This is a genomic window from Pseudovibrio sp. Alg231-02 (assembly GCF_900143565.1).
Taxonomy (GTDB): domain Bacteria; phylum Pseudomonadota; class Alphaproteobacteria; order Rhizobiales; family Stappiaceae; genus Pseudovibrio.
The window spans coordinates 260,122-278,117 of sequence record NZ_FREX01000004.1; the positions used below are offsets into that span (position 1 = coordinate 260,122).

14 protein-coding genes are annotated in these 17,996 nt (G+C 51.5%); 5 read left to right on the plus strand and 9 right to left on the minus strand.

What is annotated here, in order from left to right; genetic code table 11:
* Positions 1 to 50 precede the first annotated feature (50 nt).
* The 3 genes from DHN43_RS13575 to DHN43_RS13585 form a co-directional block, all read right to left on the minus strand.
* Positions 51 to 1,121, minus strand: a complete 1,071-nt coding sequence (locus tag DHN43_RS13575; RefSeq protein ID WP_108818940.1) for an ABC transporter ATP-binding protein — start codon at positions 1,119 to 1,121, stop codon at positions 51 to 53.
* A gap of 23 nt (positions 1,122 to 1,144) precedes the next feature.
* Positions 1,145 to 3,352: an ABC transporter permease gene (locus DHN43_RS13580; RefSeq protein ID WP_057462474.1), complete on the minus strand. Its 2,208-nt coding sequence runs from the start codon at positions 3,350 to 3,352 to the stop codon at positions 1,145 to 1,147.
* 106 nt (positions 3,353 to 3,458) lie between these two features.
* On the minus strand, positions 3,459 to 4,481 hold the full coding sequence (locus tag DHN43_RS13585) for an ABC transporter substrate-binding protein (RefSeq protein ID WP_108818941.1): 1,023 nt from the start codon (positions 4,479 to 4,481) through the stop codon (positions 3,459 to 3,461).
* A gap of 313 nt (positions 4,482 to 4,794) precedes the next feature.
* Here DHN43_RS13585 and DHN43_RS13590 point away from each other — a divergent pair, with 313 nt between their 5' ends.
* On the plus strand, positions 4,795 to 5,568 hold the full coding sequence (locus DHN43_RS13590) for a response regulator (protein ID WP_108818942.1): 774 nt from the start codon (positions 4,795 to 4,797) through the stop codon (positions 5,566 to 5,568).
* Positions 5,565 to 8,162 carry an ATP-binding protein gene (locus DHN43_RS13595; protein WP_108818943.1) on the plus strand — a complete coding sequence of 866 codons (2,598 nt, stop codon included), beginning with the start codon at positions 5,565 to 5,567 and terminating at the stop codon, positions 8,160 to 8,162. Before DHN43_RS13590 ends, DHN43_RS13595 begins: the two co-directional genes overlap by 4 nt.
* 255 nt (positions 8,163 to 8,417) lie before the next feature.
* On the opposite strand, the gene DHN43_RS13600 is transcribed toward DHN43_RS13595, so the two are convergent.
* The 5 genes from DHN43_RS13600 to DHN43_RS13620 form a co-directional block, all read right to left on the minus strand.
* Positions 8,418 to 9,608, minus strand: a complete 1,191-nt coding sequence (locus tag DHN43_RS13600; protein WP_108818944.1) for an NnrS family protein — start codon at positions 9,606 to 9,608, stop codon at positions 8,418 to 8,420.
* Positions 9,605 to 10,417 (minus strand): ABC transporter ATP-binding protein, encoded by an 813-nt coding sequence (locus DHN43_RS13605; RefSeq protein ID WP_108818945.1) that lies wholly within the window; start codon positions 10,415 to 10,417, stop codon positions 9,605 to 9,607. Before DHN43_RS13605 ends, DHN43_RS13600 begins: the two co-directional genes overlap by 4 nt.
* The gene (locus DHN43_RS13610) at positions 10,407 to 11,162 is read right to left on the minus strand and encodes an ABC transporter permease (RefSeq protein ID WP_208995406.1); all 756 of its coding nucleotides are present in this window, start codon (positions 11,160 to 11,162) and stop codon (positions 10,407 to 10,409) included. The genes DHN43_RS13605 and DHN43_RS13610 overlap by 11 nt, the downstream gene beginning before the upstream one ends.
* 105 nt (positions 11,163 to 11,267) lie before the next feature.
* The gene (locus DHN43_RS13615; RefSeq protein ID WP_108818946.1) at positions 11,268 to 12,257 is read right to left on the minus strand and encodes an ABC transporter substrate-binding protein; all 990 of its coding nucleotides are present in this window, start codon (positions 12,255 to 12,257) and stop codon (positions 11,268 to 11,270) included.
* Positions 12,258 to 12,528: 271 nt separating this feature from the next.
* On the minus strand, positions 12,529 to 13,434 hold the full coding sequence (locus DHN43_RS13620; protein ID WP_063293074.1) for a ThiF family adenylyltransferase: 906 nt from the start codon (positions 13,432 to 13,434) through the stop codon (positions 12,529 to 12,531).
* A 266-nt stretch (positions 13,435 to 13,700) separates the two neighbouring features.
* Between DHN43_RS13620 and DHN43_RS13625 the strand changes: the two genes are divergently transcribed.
* Positions 13,701 to 14,969 carry an N-acyl amino acid synthase FeeM domain-containing protein gene (locus tag DHN43_RS13625; RefSeq protein WP_208995407.1) on the plus strand — a complete coding sequence of 423 codons (1,269 nt, stop codon included), beginning with the start codon at positions 13,701 to 13,703 and terminating at the stop codon, positions 14,967 to 14,969.
* A 191-nt stretch (positions 14,970 to 15,160) separates the two neighbouring features.
* Positions 15,161 to 15,646, plus strand: a complete 486-nt coding sequence (locus tag DHN43_RS13630) for a DUF2478 domain-containing protein (RefSeq protein WP_108818947.1) — start codon at positions 15,161 to 15,163, stop codon at positions 15,644 to 15,646.
* A 74-nt stretch (positions 15,647 to 15,720) separates the two neighbouring features.
* Here the strand turns inward: DHN43_RS13630 and DHN43_RS13635 are convergent, their stop codons facing one another.
* The gene (locus DHN43_RS13635) at positions 15,721 to 16,506 is read right to left on the minus strand and encodes a FadR/GntR family transcriptional regulator (protein WP_057462458.1); all 786 of its coding nucleotides are present in this window, start codon (positions 16,504 to 16,506) and stop codon (positions 15,721 to 15,723) included.
* Positions 16,507 to 16,845: 339 nt separating this feature from the next.
* Between DHN43_RS13635 and DHN43_RS13640 the strand changes: the two genes are divergently transcribed.
* Positions 16,846 to 17,910 (plus strand): TRAP transporter substrate-binding protein, encoded by a 1,065-nt coding sequence (locus DHN43_RS13640; RefSeq protein WP_057462476.1) that lies wholly within the window; start codon positions 16,846 to 16,848, stop codon positions 17,908 to 17,910.
* Positions 17,911 to 17,996 lie beyond the last annotated feature (86 nt).

The window sequence follows — 17,996 nt, forward strand, 5'->3', positions numbered from 1 at the left end:
GGCTTCTGTTTTAGAAGAGAGGGTTCGGATGGAGGTGGCCGTCCTAGCCCTTATGCTTCTGGCAAAAAGGCCAGCCCCTCTTCTTTGAGATGGATGAAGGCTTCTGCGCCTGTTGGAATAACCGTTGCACTCAGGTTGTGATCAATGGCGAACAACTTGCCAAATCCAGTGTTGAGGGAGTACTGGATCTGGTTGCCGAGATAAGCTGCGTAAGCAATGCCCGCAGCGATGCCATTGGTCCCATCTTGTGTAACGGTGATGCCTTCTGGACGGATCGCCAGCTTACCGTGCTGGCACGCCGGACCAGAGTAAGGCAGAACAACAGAGGCCCCACCAACTTTCAGTGAAACTGTGCCTTCACTGAAACCTGCAATCTCACAATCCACCACGTTTGCATCACCAATAAAGTCGGCAATAAACGCGGAATTCGGCTGGTTGTAGAGCTCTCGCGGAGTACCAGACTGTGCAATCTCCGCTTTGTTCATCACGATGATGCGGTCAGAAACAGCCATCGCTTCTTCCTGATCGTGCGTCACATAGACAGCGGTCAGGCCAAGCTTCTGCTGAATTTCTCGGATCTCTTCACGCACGTGACGACGCAGTTTCGCATCAAGGTTGGAAAGCGGTTCATCGAGCAACAGCACTTCCGGTTCCAGCACAACAGCGCGAGCAACTGCCACGCGCTGCTGCTGACCACCGGAAAGCTCACTTGGCAGGCGCTCGCCGTAACCAACCAGACCAACCATCGCCAAGCCTTCTTCTGCTTTGGCTTTGGCTTCCTTGGCAGGCACCTTATTGACGCGCAGGCCGTAGGACACGTTGTCGACCACGCTCATATGCGGGAAGAGTGCGTAGGATTGGAACACCATGGACACATTGCGGTACGTTGCGGTCAGGTGCGTGACGTCCTTGCCACCGATGTAGATGGTGCCTTCAGTTGCGGCTTCCAACCCGGCGATGAGACGCAGAGTGGTGGTTTTTCCGCAACCACTTGGGCCGAGCAGAGTGACAAGCTCACCCTGCTGGATTTCCAGGTTGAGAGGCTTCAGTGCGGTGACAGAACCGTATTTTTTGACGACATCCCGGAACTGTACAGAGCCTGCTTTTTGCATAATAGACATGATTTACTCCAGAAACTCTAGGATTAAGCTGAAGCCAGCTCTTTGTTTTTGTTTGAGGTTTGCAGACGGTTCTGACGACGCAGCTTGCGCTGTCCAATGACGACCTGCAGCAGCAGGATTGCCACGAGCATGGTGATGATCAGCACGGAAGAGTACGCAATCGCGATGCCGTACTCGCCATGTTCAACACGGCCCACGATGAACGAGGTTGCCATGTTGTGACGCGCACTCACCAGGAAGATCACCGCACTCACAGACGTGATGGCACGAACGAAGCTATACGCCAGAGCTGCAAGGATCGCTGGCCCCATCAAAGGCAGGATCACCTTGCGAACAGTGGTGAAGCTGTTGGCACCAAGGGTGATGGAAGCTTCATCAAGGCTCTTATCCAGCTGGGACATCGCCGCGATACCACCGCGCACACCCACTGGCATGTTGCGGAACACGAATACGATGATCAGGATGATGCTGGTGCCGGTCAGTTCAATTGGTGGTGTGTTGAAGGCCATGATGTAAGCCACACCAATCACAGTGCCCGGAATTGCAAAGCTGAGCATTGTGCTGAACTCAAACAGGTTCTTGCCAGCAAACTTCTGACGCACCAGCAGGTAAGCAGTGAGCAAACCAACGACAGCGGTGAGTGGAGCCGCGATGGTGGAGATGGTCAGCGTGGTGAAGTAACTGTCCCACGCCACACCCGTCCAGCGGATACCGTTGTTGAAGCTGACGGAGAACGCACGGATGTAGTGATCAAGCGTGAAGGTGTTGTCGTAGCCCCAAAGCTTTACGAAGCTCCCGAACACGATCATGGAATAGACGACAGCTGTGAACGCTGCCCATGGCAATGCAAAGCCGTAGCATGTCCATTTAAGCGCGGAGTTCAGCGGCGAATGCTGGCCGGAGTCAGCCTTGCCTGTCACAGTCGCATAGGATTTTTTGCCAAGCCACAAGCGCTGCGCCACAAAGGCAGACAGGGTGAGCATGAGCAAGACGACAGCCAGAACAGCCGCTCTGGATGGATCAGCCACAGCACCGACAATGGCAAAGTAGATCTCGGTCGACAGGACGTTGAAGTTGCCACCCAGCACCAACGGGTTGCCAAAGTCGGCGATACTTTCAATGAAGCCAAGCAAGAAGGCATTTGCCAGACCCGGACGCATCAGAGGCCATGTGACGTTCTTGAAGGTCTGCCACTGAGTAGCGTTGAGGGTTTGAGAGGCTTCTTCCATGGAAGGGCTGACGCCCTCAACCACACCGATGAGCACGAGGAAGGCAATCGGAGTAAAGGAAAGCAGCTGCGCGAGATAAATGCCGGAGAAACCGTAGAGCCAACGGCTTTTCGAGATGTCAAAAACATCATGCAGCACATCTGTCACTACACCAGCACGGCCGAACATGAGGATCAGCGCAAGACCAATCACAAAGGGAGGAGTGATGATTGGAATAATGGTGAGAATGCGCAGCAGCTTTTTCGCAGGAAACGCGGTTTTGGTCGCGACCAGTGCAAAGGCAAGGCCGAGGAGGGTTGTACCAGCACCGGTGAGCACTGCGAGGAAAACAGAGTTCCAGGCCGGACCACAGGTTTTGCCACCAGCAAGGCAGGCAAGGCTCCAGATATCACTGGAGAAGAAGCGTGTGAAGAACAAGGCAATGTCGATGCCTCCATCACTTGCTTCAAACGCACGGATCAGGATCTGGGAAACCGGATAGAAAACGAACGTGATCACCAGAGCAATAATGAGGCCGATGCTGCCAACGATGAACGCATCACCACGGCCCTGACCAAGACCTGAAATGCTGGTGGTGAGGATAAAGAGAAGAGCCCCGGCGGTTATCATCGCCCCAGAGCCAAAGCCAACCTGACCTGCTGCAGCTGAGCCGAAGTTGAGAGTATCAATGAACAGCTCTGGTCCGACTCTGCCAATTGCAAAGCCCTGCGCAAACAACAGAGCAAGGCCTGTCATAGACAGAATAACAAGGGCCTTTGCCCGGGTGCGTTCGTCTTTCAGCAAAGCAAACGACAGGCCGATGCCAACGAATGCCAATGCTAATGGAACAAACCACCAGCGGCCATAAAGCAGAGCTTGGAAGAGGGCAGGTGCGGCGTCTTCGCTAAGGAATTCGCTGAACAACCAGCTAAAAGACCAGAAGCCGCTTTCTACTGAGTACCAGGGAAATATGCAAAATCCCACTATTCCGGCGGCGAGCCAGAGCGCAATTGTCTTTCGCATGATGTTGATCCGAGAGTTTTGTATTGGCGCAAGCGCGAATACGATGCAACGCATATAGGGTGAAGGGCGGACAGAGAATAAGTCCGCCCTTCAACGCTCGATTTACTTAGTGAGAAGCGTTTTTAACTTCTTCGTTCCAGCGCTTCAGCAGGCGCTCACGAGTGGAACGCTCACCATATGTTGCAAAGTCGTAGTCGATCAGCTTGATGCTTGCCAGATCTGGAGACTCAGGAGCAACGGATGCTTTGGAGTTGGAAGGAACCTGGAAGGACTTCACTTCAATAGAGCGGGATTGAACGTCTGGACGCAGAGCGTATTCCACAAACTGCTTCGCCAGCTCAGGGTGCTTTGCACCTTTGATCACGCTCACAGCGCCAACTTCATAACCAGTACCTTCACAAGGCGCAACGATCTTCAGCGGGAAGCCGGAGCCAGCCAGTTTCACCATGTCATGCATAAAGCCGATGGAGATGGTTGTTTCACCGCGAGCAGCAGCTTTACTTGGTGCGGAACCGGATTTTGTGTACTGGTTCACGTTCTTGCCGATTTCGGTCAGTAGACGGTAGGCTTCATCTTCACCAAACAGCTGAACGAAGGTTGCCAGCTCAGTGTAAGCAGTGCCGGAGCTGTTTGGGTTAGCAACCTGAATTTCACCGGTGTACGCAGGGTTTGTGAGATCTTTCCAGCAAGCTGGTGCTGGCAGGCCGCGCTCTTCCAGAACTTCAGCGTTATACGCAATGCCGAGTGCGCCAGCGTAGATGCCAACAGTGCCGCCATTTGAGATCTTGTGCATGTTGGATGCCCAACCCAACAGGTCGCTGGTGTCAACACCCGGATCCTGTGTCAGGCCTTCAAATGCTGCGATCAGGTGTGGATCGCCAGTACCGCCCCACCATACGTCAATCTTAGGGTTGCTTGCTTCTGCACGCACCTGAGCGAGTGTTTCGCCAGTGCTTTTGCGAACCATCAGAACTTCATTGCCAGTTTCATCCTCAAAACCGCGTGCCATCAGCTCACACCAGTCCTGCTCAGCACCGCAGACCATGTTGAGTTCTTCAGCAGAAGCCGTTGCTGGAAGTGTAGCAAGGAGGCAAACAGCAGCAAGACCACCTAAAAGAGCGTTTTTCATTATCTTCTCCCAAGTCTAAACGCATGTAGGTGTAACAACTTACAAGTACACCCACATATTCCCGTAACTTGATTTGAAAATTACATGAAACATCACAGGAGTGCTTATGCTTTACCGTTAAGTATGTTCTTATTTAGCAGATATATATTTTAAATGTTACATTTATTACAGAATTGAGTTACATATGAAATATTAGAATTATTGATGGGAAGGCACTTTCCCGTGCATTGTCGCCGCAATCTGAAGAAAATCAAAAACGACCTCCAAGTATGCATCTGGGAGCATGGTACGGGTTGCGAGGAAGGTTACATAAATGACCGAGAGTTGGGATAGGTCACCCTCAAAGGTAGCTGTCGTTGATGACGACCCGGCTATTCGCGAGGTACTGCAGGAACTGCTGCATGAATATGGGTTCCAGGCACTGCCGTGCCACGGAAGCAAAGAACTCATCGCGCTCAATGAGCTGGAAAGCCTTGATCTGGCAATCATCGATCTGAAGCTGGATGGTGAAAGCGGCATGATGCTTGCACAGCGCCTGCGCACATCCTATGACTTTCCAATCATTCTGCTTACGGGCACGGGAGATGAGGTAGACAAGATCGTTGGACTGGAAACCGGTGCTGATGACTTTTTGATGAAGCCGTTCAATCCGCGAGAACTGATCGCCCGCATTCGTGCGGTTCTGCGTCGTTACAAGCGCAATGTTCCGGCAGAACGAGAGCCTACTGGTACCACTCTTGCACCGCAAACACCGAGCGCTGGGATTATTCCACTTGGCGAACTCTCCTTCGTTTGCGACGAGCGGCGCTTGCTAGACAGGAACCTTCGGGAAATCAACCTGACAAATTCCGAGCTGCGTCTGCTGGAGTTTCTCATCGAGAACCCGAACCGTCCGATTGATCGCGTGGAACTGCTGGAGTATCTGGGCGGGGATCTTTCCCGCTATATGGACCGCACCGTTGATGTGTTGATCCTGCGCTTGCGCCGGAAAATTGAGGCCAATCCATCCAAGCCGGTCTTTTTGCAGACCCGTCGCGGCAAAGGCTATGTCTTCGCAATGGATGAAGCCGCTGTAGACCTGCCATGACTTTTTTGCCCCAACGCGTGAAAGCTCTGCTTTCCATCAAAACACGTTTGCTGGCAGCCATCACACTGCTGACTTTTGCAACTTTGTTTGCAGGGTCGATCGCGTGGTACTGGCTGGACCAAGCCAACGTGAAGCTCGTTGGGCATTATCAAAAGACTATCGAAGCAATCGCAAGCTCACTCCAACTGGCTAATAAATCCGCCGGTCTGGTGAGTTCTGCTCCCTTCATCCTCAACCTTTCTTCGGTCTATCAGATCGAAAATGAGGGCTCTCGTTTACTGGTTGAGCTGAGCAAGGCAGAACAGCAATATCGAGACAACTTTCCGCTTGCACGGCAACAAGGAAGTCTTGGTCGTTTTTTACCGCAAGTGCAGCAAAACCTTTCGCTCATGCGCTCGCAGGTAGCCGTTCTGGTCAACGCAGCCCAGCAAATCAGCGAGTCTGAGGATCAGGTTCGTACCCTGCTTGTTGACCTCTCCAAGATGGAGCGCCTTGCAGTCAAGAACTCCTCCACGTTTTACCAGAATGCAGAGGAACGTGAAGCCTGGCAAGGGATTGGTCAGGCTGCCAACCTATTGATTTCCGCCGCACATGTAACTGATTTCCTCAGTCTGGGCGAGCTGCGTCGCCGCTATCATCTGCAAATGGCTGATCTGGAGGGCATATCTGCCCTTGAGGTTCAGGAAGCCGTTGCAGCGCTGAAGACAATCGCAGAGGACAACGCAGGCCTTTACGCCATTCGTCATCTGGCAATGGCAGGACAACTGGAAGCCCGCAACGCACTCTTCAAAATCAAATCCAGCGCACAGATGATCAACCAGCTGGTTGCTAAGTTTGTTCGTCTGTCAGGTGAAGAAATCTCCAAGCAACGGCAGGAAACATCCTCCTACATCTCCAGCGCACAGCTCGTTGTGCTACTCACTGGCATCGCGAGTATTCTCCTGGCTTTGATGTCAGCGCATTACATTGCTGGTTACGTGACCAAGAACATCAATCGCATCTCTCACGCCATGTCCAGTCTGGCCAAAGGAGATCACACCACCGTGCTCCCACGACCTGCGCGGCAGGATGACGAGATCACGCGACTGTTGCATTCCTTCCGCATTTTTCGCGCCAATTCCATTCGGTTGCGCCGTATTTATGGCCAGTTGCAACGCAAGACAGAGCTGTTCGAGACCACCTTTAACTGCATCGCTGAAGGGCTGGTTCTGACCAACGATGCCCATGATATGACGGCCAGGAACCCACGGTTGGCAGAAACGCTTCGCATCAATGAAGCAGAGATTGAAAAGGCCAGAGACATCCGCGTGTTGATCCAGAACTCCGGGTTCAGATGGAAGGATGAGAACGTCCGTCCACATGGCACACGCTTCCGCTTTGCAGAACTGATTGATGATGACGGCATCCTGATCGAAGTGCGCAAAAGTCCCTTACCAGAAGGCGGTGCAGTCTGGTCATTCTCTGACGCAACGGACCGTCGCTTTGTTCAGGAACAGGCACAACAAAAACAAAAGCTCGAAAGCCTTGGCCAACTAACCGGTGAAGTGGCCCATGACTTCAACAACATCTTGACCAGTATCTCTGGCAGCGTCGGAATTATTGAGCGCAAAAGCTCCAAACTCATTGATCTGAAAGGCAACATCCAACGCATTCATAGCGCGGTAGAAATGGCCACAAATCTGACCCAGCGCCTGCTTGCCTTTGCCCGCAAACAGCACCTTGAGCCAGAAGTCGTTGAAATCAACTATCTCATTGAAAGTGTGGCCGAGATCATTTCATTGAGCATCGATGAGCGGATCATCCTGACGACAGATTTGCCGGAGGAAGCAACCTATGTGCGCATCGACCCTGGCCAGCTGGAAAGCGCACTGCTGAACCTTTGCATCAATAGCTCCCACGCCATTTCAGATGCGGGTACGATTTCTGTTCGGGTTGTGGTCAATGGGTCCGAGAGTGTTTCCATAAGTGTGACTGATGACGGATGCGGCATGGATCAGGAAACGCTGGAACGCGTTTACGAACCTTTCTTCACCACCCGCCGCACATCTGCAGGGTCTGGACTTGGGCTGAGCATGGTGTTCGGTTTTATCAAGCAATCCGGCGGGGAAATGGGCATCACCAGCGAGAAGGAGGAGGGGACAACAGTGACCCTCGTCATTCCGCAGGCACCACTGGAAGATTTGGCGCCTAACACCGCGATTACGTTTGATCAGCCTCGCCGCATTCTGGTGGTTGAGGATGATCTACAAACCCTGTTGCGCGCCAAGACCATGCTGAAAGAGATGGGGCTTATTTGTATCGAAGCCAACAGCTACGGCTCCGCTAAAGTGCTCATTGAGAACGGAACCAAGTTCGACATTCTCTTCACAGATGTTCAGCTAGAAGATGGCAAAATCGGCTGGGATCTGGCCGAAGCCAGCATCAAAGCCTGCGCAGACCAAAAAGTGGTTGTCACCTCAGGGCGCTTCCCCAAAGCACTGGAACCACAAACACAAAACCTAGAGCGGATCACACGACTGGCCAAACCTTACAGCAAGGAACAACTGGCTGAAGCTTTGCTCAGCCAGATACAGCAGTTTGAGGCTGCCGGCTAAGACACTGCTTCAGTGTCTGTCTTCCGCCCAGAGCGTATCAATAAACTGGTGTTGATCACAGCCCGCATGACAAGCTTGCGAGAGAGCATAGCACCGCGCATCGTGGCAGAATTCTCTGTCTTTCATACTGCAGCCCTTGCCAGCTGATACTGCGTCGCCGCATTCAGGCGCAAAGGCATTTGAAACAAGACCTTCAGAAAGGTCGGTTTTCTTCGGTTCAAACAATCTCGATAAAGAAAGCATAGTCAGTTGCCTTTATTCTACGAAGTTTTCGCGGAGAACCACGGGCACGAAGTGGATCAGATATAGGGTGAAAGCGAGTGCAAACAGGAGCCAGGCCAGTGGCATTACATCCAAATCTGGGAGGAGCAGTGGACCGAGAGAACGGGCCAGACAAGCGCTTATGAGAGAAAGGATCGCGGCGCCTAGTAACTTTGGAAGTTTCAGAGAATAGCCAGCATGCCGTAGACCCGCGATGGTCAAAACCATGAAGGTTGCCAGAGACAAGCCGCCGATGAAGATCATGTGCTGACCGGAAACATATGAGCCTGCAGAAAGCAGCCCAAGCAACCCGCCGGCCTCCAATGCAAAGCCAACTCCAAAGAACCAGTAGACCAGGTAGAGCGCTTTCGCGAAGGTGGTTCGCAAAGAGCCCGCCACATGCCAGTCCTGCAAGATATTGAGCACCGCGCAAGCAGAGGCCAACGCCAGCCATCCTTGCAGAGCATCAGAAACACCGAACACCTTGGCAAGAGTAAACGCGGAGATGCAGAACAACGCTGCACGCCTCATTGGTGGACGCGGAACAAACACAGCGCCATCCTCTCGCGTGGCCAAAGCATCATTCACAATCACCATGGAAACCGGAGCAAGAGCCGTGAGGACCATCAGGACGAACGCACCTTCCGCAATCGCAAGTCCCTGATTGAGAACGCCAATCTCCAAGTATTCCCAAAAGCACACAAGCTGGGCTGTGCAAAGCATAAGCACCGGCCACATGAGATGCCGCATCTTGGCACGCCATAGTCGGGGCAAGATAACAATCAGTAGCGCCGCGGGAAAGAAAGCCTGAACCACAAACACAACAGTCGGCGAAAGCACACCAAGCATCCAGAACGCGATACGTCCTGCCAGCCAAAGTGCCCCCAAACCCGCCAATTGCGCACCCGCAATCTTTGGTGTGTTTGACCAGGAGGGCACAGCAGTCGTCAAAAAGCCCGCCATTGCGCCCGTGAAGAAGCCAAAGAACATCTCATATTGATGAAAGAGAAGAGGGTCTGCATCCAGCGGCACCGGCAGCACATCGGCAAGCACAAGCCCCCACACAACGATGGAGAACACCGCATAGAGTGCTGACAGCGGAAAGAAGACCCGGAACCCTTCAGAGAACACCGGAGCATCAAAGAACGAGGCCTGTTGCCGAGATGTATGTGCAAGATCCGTCATACCAGCTGCTCCCAGTTGCTCATGTTAAACAGCTGCGCAATCCGATCATCCGCCAGTAAGCTTGCCTCAAGTTCCAAAAGGTTTCGACGCGTACGCTCGGAGCGGGTCAATGGCACCTCGTACTCCTTGGCAAAATGCCCCGGATCTGGCGCCATAATCAAAACACGGTCACTCAATGCCAATGCTTCGGTCACATCATGAGTGACCATCAGGACAGAGCACTGTTTTTCGTCAACTTCATGCAACACAAGCCGGTAAAGATCGCGGCGACGGCCAATATCAAGAGCGCTGAAAGGTTCGTCTAAAAACAACAGGTCAGGCTCTACCGCCAGTGCACGGGCCAACGCGCCGCGCTGGCGCATGCCACCGGAGAGCTCTGAGGGATACTTGATCAGATCATCTTCAGTGAAACCCATGGCATAAGCAACGGTCCGCGCTTTTTTCATACGCTGGAACTTGGAGAGTTTTTGCCCCTGAAGACCAAAGCTGATGTTGTTCAGAAGGCTCTTCCATGGCAGCAACCGGTGTTCCTGAAACAGGATCGCCGTGCGATCCGCGGTACTTGAGATTTTCCCGGTGCTTGCCTCAATCAATCCCGCTGCGATGCGCAGAAAGGTCGACTTCCCGCAACCGGATGGGCCGATGATGCTAACAACTTCCCCTTTTTTCAGCTCCAGCGCACTCGGTGCCAGTGTTTGCTGCAAAGGATGGTAGCGGTGGTCTTCCACTGAGACAGATAAAACGGATGGCTTTGTCTCTGCTGAGCCTCTTGGCACAACGGAGAGCAGGGGAGCTGCATCATTCAGCATGCTTCCAACCCTCCACATAGTCTTTGACAGGGTTGAGCAACATACCTTCGATGACCAGCAGCAGACCAACAACCACAACGATCCACGCCATGGTGGACGCGGTATCAATGTTGACGCGTGCTTCGGCAAGGCCTGCGCCAATGCCACGCGTGCTGGAGAGTAATTCTGCCATCACCACCACTTTCCAGCTCAACCCCAACGCTGTTGCCCATGCCGGAAAGAGGTAAGAGACGATCTGCGGTGCCTGCACCTGCCAGAACCGCTGAACTAGCGGTACATGAAAACTCTGCGCCATCTCATCCAGCTCCTTCTCTCGCATCCGCACGCCTTGCAGAGCACCTGCGAAAATGAGCGGGATCGTTGAGATAAACACTGTAAAGATCGGCGTGCCGTCATCGCCGCCAAACCACAGCAGCGCAAGCACGATCCATGCAATCGGCGGCACCCCAAGAGCCACGGTAATAAACGGCTTACAGAGTAGCGACAGTGTGTTGGACCAACCGGCTATCAGGCCAAAGAAAATACCAAAAGCGCTAGCAAGCAGAAAGCCAGCAAAGGCCCGCTTGGCAGTGATCAGAATGTATTCGAGCCCGGATGGCAAAGCGACAAGATCCACCAACCGGCTCAATGCTTCCAATGGCGCAGGCAACACCAGAGACCCGAATGTCTCAAAACCGACTTGCCATAGCGCGAAAATGAGAAATACTCCCGCCAGAGTGCCCCAACCACTCCAAATTTTACTCATTAACGTCGATAGCATGTGATGGATCATCAGGTATGTTCTCGTTGTTTGTTGGGCTCAGCAGACCAGGTGACCGCAACCTTTACGCGACCTGCCAAACCTGCTTCGCTACAGATAGAAGTCTGCGTTCGGTAGTTTTCCGCCAATGATGGATGGGTTCTTTTCCGCCAGAATGGAGTAGAACTGCTCCAACTCAGACTGAATGTCTTTGGCGCGTTCTGCTGTCAGGTGCGTATGCGGAATGGACTTGGCGATCACAGGAGCAGGAAGCGTGATGCTTTCAGATGCAACGGCAGCTGCTTCCTTTGGATTTGCCTTCACCCACTCAGTGCCGGTGACGCAAGCTTTATGGAAGCTTTCGATCAGCTCAGGCTGGGCATTGAGAAGGTCTTCATGCACCATCATGCCAGCCATCGGGAAGCGACCTTCACCACCCGTCACAGACGCCCATTCATTGGCCAAATCGATAGAACGATGGATCAACTTGCCCATCTTTTTGCCTTTGACCATACCCGCTGTCGCCGCTGGCTCTGGCAGAACGCAATGCTTGATGCGACCTGAGAGCAGAAGCTGTAATGCTTCAAACGGGGTGCTGACATAGTGCAAGGAGTAGTCTTTGCCCTCAGTCAGCCCGTTTTGTTGCATGACGCGACCAAACACCAGGTCCGGCATATCATTCCGGAAGAACATGCCGATCTTCTCACCGGCCAGATCCGCAGGGGACTTCACAGAACCATCATAGCTGAGCACATAAAGCATGCCCCAGGTCATGATGTTCAGCATCTTCACGGGAAGGCCTTTGTTGGCAAGGTTCGCGGCAACATAAGACGGGGTGCCCGCCAATTTCCAATCACCGGAAACGAAACCAGCGCGCAGGACATCTGGTGACTTGTAAACGGAGAAATCTACTTTCTCTGTAAAGTCAGAAAGCAAACCTTTGTTAGCAATGTAAGACAACACCACCGATGGCCCCACTGGCGGGCCATGCAGAGCCAGCGCCGGATTGGCCGCTTGAGCCACAAATGGCAGCGTACTACCCAGAGATGCTGCAGCAGTAAACCCTGCAGTGTGCGAAAGAAAAGAACGACGTGTGATCATTTTTGAGTTTCCATCGAAACGGGATAGAAAGCGAACAGCTCGCAAATGCGAATGAATTGCAATTACTGTAGATCACGATCACTCCTTCGCTTATTTGACAAAAGTCAATAACCTGAAGATTAAACTCATATTAAAGCAATTTAGGGTGTGAAGCCTTATCTAAAGGCTCCAAGATGCGCGGGAGCTTTGTGCGACTTGCCCGAAATCGCACAATCTCTCTTTGGTAGGGGAAAGCCTCCCACGCACCTATGTTCCTGCAATTATGCAGAAACTAGGTAAACTGTTGCATGGTCTTTTTGAGTCTCAGCTTTTGGAAGAAGTTGCCATTCCCGGAGGGGAGGCGCTTGGTCACGAACTTACCCTCATAGGCGTCAAAGTGATGATACCACGGCGCTGGCTTCAATGGCCCGCGACCTAGCAGCAGCTTAATGGCTTGCGCTCCAACCACCCCCGCAGCCAACTGGCAGCCCGCAGCAGTGGATGGGCCACGCTCCTCCTTCAGGTTCAGCTGAGAGGTGTCCACCAGTGAATGGCGATGCAACGCGCTTGGTGCCAAACCCAACAAAAACTTGAAATACTGATGTAACTCATCTTCCCCTTCAAACTGGAAATAGTCCTCAAAGCTCATGCCATCCGGAGTAAAACACAGATAAGCAGTGCCCATACCAAGCGGAGCAGCCGTAACCGCTGGAATCCCGAGTTCGCGGCACTTTGCAAAAACCTTTCTGCGCATACCCAGCACAAAGAAGTCGAAGCCATCGACAAACATATCAACGCCTTCCAAAAAGGCATCTATGTTCTCATCGGTTACACCATCCGGAAAAGCCCGCAGATCCACCTCCGGATTAATATTACGCACCTGCTCAGCCATCACTGAAACCTTAGGCTCTTGCAGCGTGCTGACAGTGGCTCCAATCTGGCGATTAAAATTGACGATGTCGAAGTGATCGAAATCAGCCACGCTGAACGCACCGATTCCCAATCGAGCCAATGTGACAGCATGAATGCCGCCGACACCGCCCATACCAGCGATCGCAACACGCTTACCACGCAGAGTTTGTTGCTCTTCCGGTGTCACCCAACCAATATTGCGGGAAAAAGCAGCGTCATATGAAAAGCCTGCACATGTGCCTGATTTAGACCCTTGTGCTTGAGATGCAGCTAAAACAGTCAACATCTTCCTCCACTAATAAAATTTCCAATCAGCGCGAGTAATAAAACCGCGCGCACACAAATATTTATCGATTGCACACAAACTTATTACACAACCTGAACAAGCTTATCTTTTACGAACTAAGTATATGTCAATATAATTTATAATATTAACGTTAATAATATTTTTGCTCTATTCAAATCAATAAAGTTATCTCAAATTTATCACTTTAGGTAATGTCGATTTTTATTCTCACTTGCACAACATTGTTCAAGTAAAGGTTATTGAGCATGAGCAATACAATTAAATCAGAAACAACCCACGAAGCCCAAAAAGCACGTCGTTTTTCCATTCACAGAAGAAGGGTAAAGCTGCAAAACACACCGCCCGAGAATGTTATTTTCAAGCTCGCGGACACACCTGATGAACTCTCTCAGGTTTGCAGATTACTCTACGAATCCTACACTCAAGTCGGCTATATGAAGGAAGACGGAAGCGGCTATCGGTTCACCCCGTTTTATGTCCTTCCATCCTGTTACACACTCATTGCAAAGCAGGGTGATACCGTCATTGGCACCACCACCATCATCATAAAGTCTCTTGAAGAGCTGCCCGTGGAGCAGATTTTTTCACTCAAACACATTCAACGCTGGAACCGTCGGATCGCCGAAGCGTCCTCACTAACTATTCATCCTGATTATCGCTCACAGGATGGCGCACTCATCCACGCTCTATTGAAGTACATGTTTCAAGTTGCCCGTGAAGATCTGGGCATCCACGATCTTGTGATGGCCTCCACTCCAAAACACATGGTTTTCTATGAGGCCCTCCTGCTCTTTCGCAGATTGAGTGAGGAGGTGATCGATGCGTTTGATTATGTAAACGGCACAACCGCGACGGGGGCCTATCTAAATTTCACAGAAATGCACCAAGACTATGCAGCGATGTACAAAGACGCTCCGGACGAGCAAAACGTGTTCAAATATTACATGGAGTACGAGTTCAGCAGCTTCCAAAGCCTTAGCAAAGTCACCTCCGCTTACAACGGCAATCGTTGGCGCCCAGAACACCTTGACCACTTTTTGCACGGACCAATTCAAGGCGCCAACTCGCTCATACGAGAAGATCTTGAGCTACTACGCCGTCACTATCCTTCCCATGATTACGACGAAATTTTCGCTCGTCATAGCCTTTCAAACGCGGCAGCTCTCATTGATACGAACGCAACAGGTGTCATCCAATCTAGCACTGGCAATAAGACACCTATCATCCTCCGCCGCATAGAGGAGGATAGAATTCACCTGACTTCGGAGCGGCCATATGAATTACTTGAAGGGAAAGAACTCCAGCTTCTCCACCAGAACCAACAGGTAGAGCCAATTCGGGTTCAATCCATCACGCTCACTGGAGGGTTAGATGCCACAGCACGATATGACCCAACATCGTCACCAGGCATTATGGCTTTGCTGACAAACAAACAAACAATTTCGCCTCTAGACGAAGAGACGATCTCAAAAGCACAAAGCTATCAAGGGGATGAGCTTGCTCATGTAGGGTAGGCTCAAAGATACCCAAACTGCACGAAATCAAGTTAACCTCTCTTGCGGTAAATGCGCAAAAACACATTCCCCATAATAATTGTGCGCATTCGCCGCAGGGCTAACCTTGCGTAGATCAAACCAGTATTATTACAGTTTGATATGAGAGTTTTCACATAGCTGAAAAAACAGAAGCGCAAGGAAGACCCCAGATGAGAATTGCTTACACCCTACCAAAAGGGAAACTGGTGCTGACAGAGCTTTCCGAGAAGCTTCGGGAAAACGGCATACGGACTTGCGGTATCGTGCAGGCAGATACAGTCAACGAAGATCGCCATCGCTGCGACATGGACGTTCTGGTCCTGCCAGACGGACCGCAGATCTCCATCACGCAATCCCTTGGCAAGGAGTCTTCAGGTTGCCGGTTAGACACATCGGCCCTAGCGCAAGCTGCAGGCGAAGTTACTCAGCGGATCGACGAGCCGTTTGACGTGTTCATCCTGAACAAGTTTGGTGAGCAGGAAGCCAATGGCAGCGGTTTTCGTGATTTGATTGTGAAAGCCCTGGAAAGCGGAGCATCTGTCCTTGTTGGTACCAACCACATCAACATCGATGCTTTTAAAGAATTCTCCGGCGGAATGGCAGAGTTCGTTGAGCCAAACATTGCTGATCTCACCGCTTGGGTTGAAAATCGCTAGGAACTAATAACATGGATCATTCGCTACGGTGTTTGCGAATGATCCTCTCTATTCCCAATACGTAAGAGTGGTAATTATTCTTCACCTCTTTGCAGCGCAAAGAGTTTTGAGGAGATAAGCTCACGGCGCTGTTGATCTTGTCCGAGGCGGAAAGACGTCTCCACGAAATCAATGTGCCGGTGCGCGGCCTCTTCAGCCTTTGCGCCATTTCGCGTAAAGATAGCCCTGCCGATCTCCTCGTGCTGCTCTAACAACTGTTCCCCAGTCCCATCAATCGAGCGCAAGAACTCGCGATTATAGAAGACACCCTTCTGCGTCAGCTCATAGATGGAAGACATCATATGAATAAGCATGGCATTGTGACCTGCATCCACAATCGCCAAATGGAACGCGATATCATTCTTCTTTGAAGCAATATCGTCACCATTGGCCTGTGCTTCCCGCAGGTTTACGAGAATAGCCTCAAGTCGCTCAAGATCCAGTTTGGTTGCACGCTCAGCGGCCAGACGAGCTGCAAACCCCTCCTGAACGCGTCGATATTCAAGGTAGTCATAAAAAGCCGTCTGATTGCGGCTGATCAGATTGATCAAGGCAGGGCTCATAGCTGCACTGATAAGAGGTGCTATGAACGATCCTTCACCGTGACGGATAGCAATGAGGTTGGAATCCTCCAGCCGCTTCAGTGCTTCACGAACCTTCGGACGAGAGACACCCATACGCTCAGAAATATCTCTTTCAGAGGGCAGCTTAGTCCCCTCTTTCAGCACGCCGGCCAAAATGAGTCCCTCAATCTGCTCAGTTACAGAATCCACCACTGTATCGTGGTCGATAGGCTCAAAAAGATAATCTACAGACACCATTTTACACTTCCTGCCGGTCACAATTCCAATATTGGTCGATTTTATTTTCCAATTCAAGGGGAAGAGCGCCGAGAGCCACAATATTGATATATCAAAGCATGTATTACGCACTAATACGTTGTTTTACAGCGAATTTTCTATCCCTTAGGTATACAAACCCAACAATCCTACGCATCCACACCATTAGTATTTGCCCGCGTGTCAAGCCCGAAAAACGGCTAAAACTGCAAAATATATTTCTTGATTTATTTCAGAGGTCAATATTATTTACCATTAGTCAGCTGCTTGGGAGGACAGCGCAAAAGCGCGTTTAGCAGCCGAATGCCATTTGGAGGAAACATGAAAAAATCTGTCTTAAGCCTTGCTCTCGCCGCCTCTGTAGCTGCATCTGTGCTTGCAGCTCCTATCGCAAACGCAGCCGACAAGCTGCTGCTGAAGACACCAATTGCCTTCTCTACCTCTCTGCCAGGTTTGGGAAGCCCAATTCCTCGTGTCGCTGACCAGCTGAAGCTGATGTCTGGCGGCACCATCAAAATGAAGGTGTATGAGCCGGGCAAGCTGGTTCCACCATTTGAAATTCTCGACGCTGTTTCTTCAGGCAAAATCAATTCCGGCTACACAACAGCTGGCTATTGGGCTGGTAAAATTCCTGCAGCTCCACTGTTCTCTGCTGTTCCTTTTGGCCCGGAAGCTGGTGAATATGCGGCTTGGCTTTACTACGGCAACGGCCTGTCCCTGTACCAGGAAATGTACGATCAGGCTGGCTACAACGTAAAAGTTATGCCATGTGCGATCATCGCTCCAGAGACATCCGGCTGGTTCGCTAAGGAGATCAATTCTCCTGAAGACCTGAAGGGCCTGAAAATGCGTTTCTTCGGCCTTGGCGGTAAAGTCATGCAGAAGCTCGGCGTTGCAACTTCTCTGCTGCCAGGCGGTGAAATCTTCCCGGCGCTTGAGAAGGGTGCGATTGATGCGACCGAATTCTCCATGCCTGCCATTGATGCACGCCTCGGCTTCCACAAACTGGTAAAGTATAATTACTTCCCAGGTTGGCATCAGCAGGCGACCGTCTTCGAACTGCTGATCAACAAAGACGTTTGGAACAAAGCAAGCGACACTCACAAAGCGATCATCGAGAACGCATGTAAGGCATCTGTCACCGACAGTTTTGCTGAAGGTGAAGCAATCCAGCACGAAGCTCTGCTCGACAACGTCAACAACAACGGCGTTCAGATCAAGCAGTGGTCTCCTGAAATGCTCGACGTGTTCCGTTCAACATGGAACGACGTTGCTCAGGAAGAAGCCGCAAACGATGCATTCTTCGCAAAGGTTCTGACTGACCTCAACCAGTTCCGCGATAACTACAAAATCTGGAAAGAAAACGCGTTCCTGCCGCGTAAGTAATAAAAACTTGGGAGCGGCTTTTCCTTGCCGCTCCCATTTCTACTATTGGCCTCAGCCTTCCAGACCAGATAGTTGCGGCGTTGACC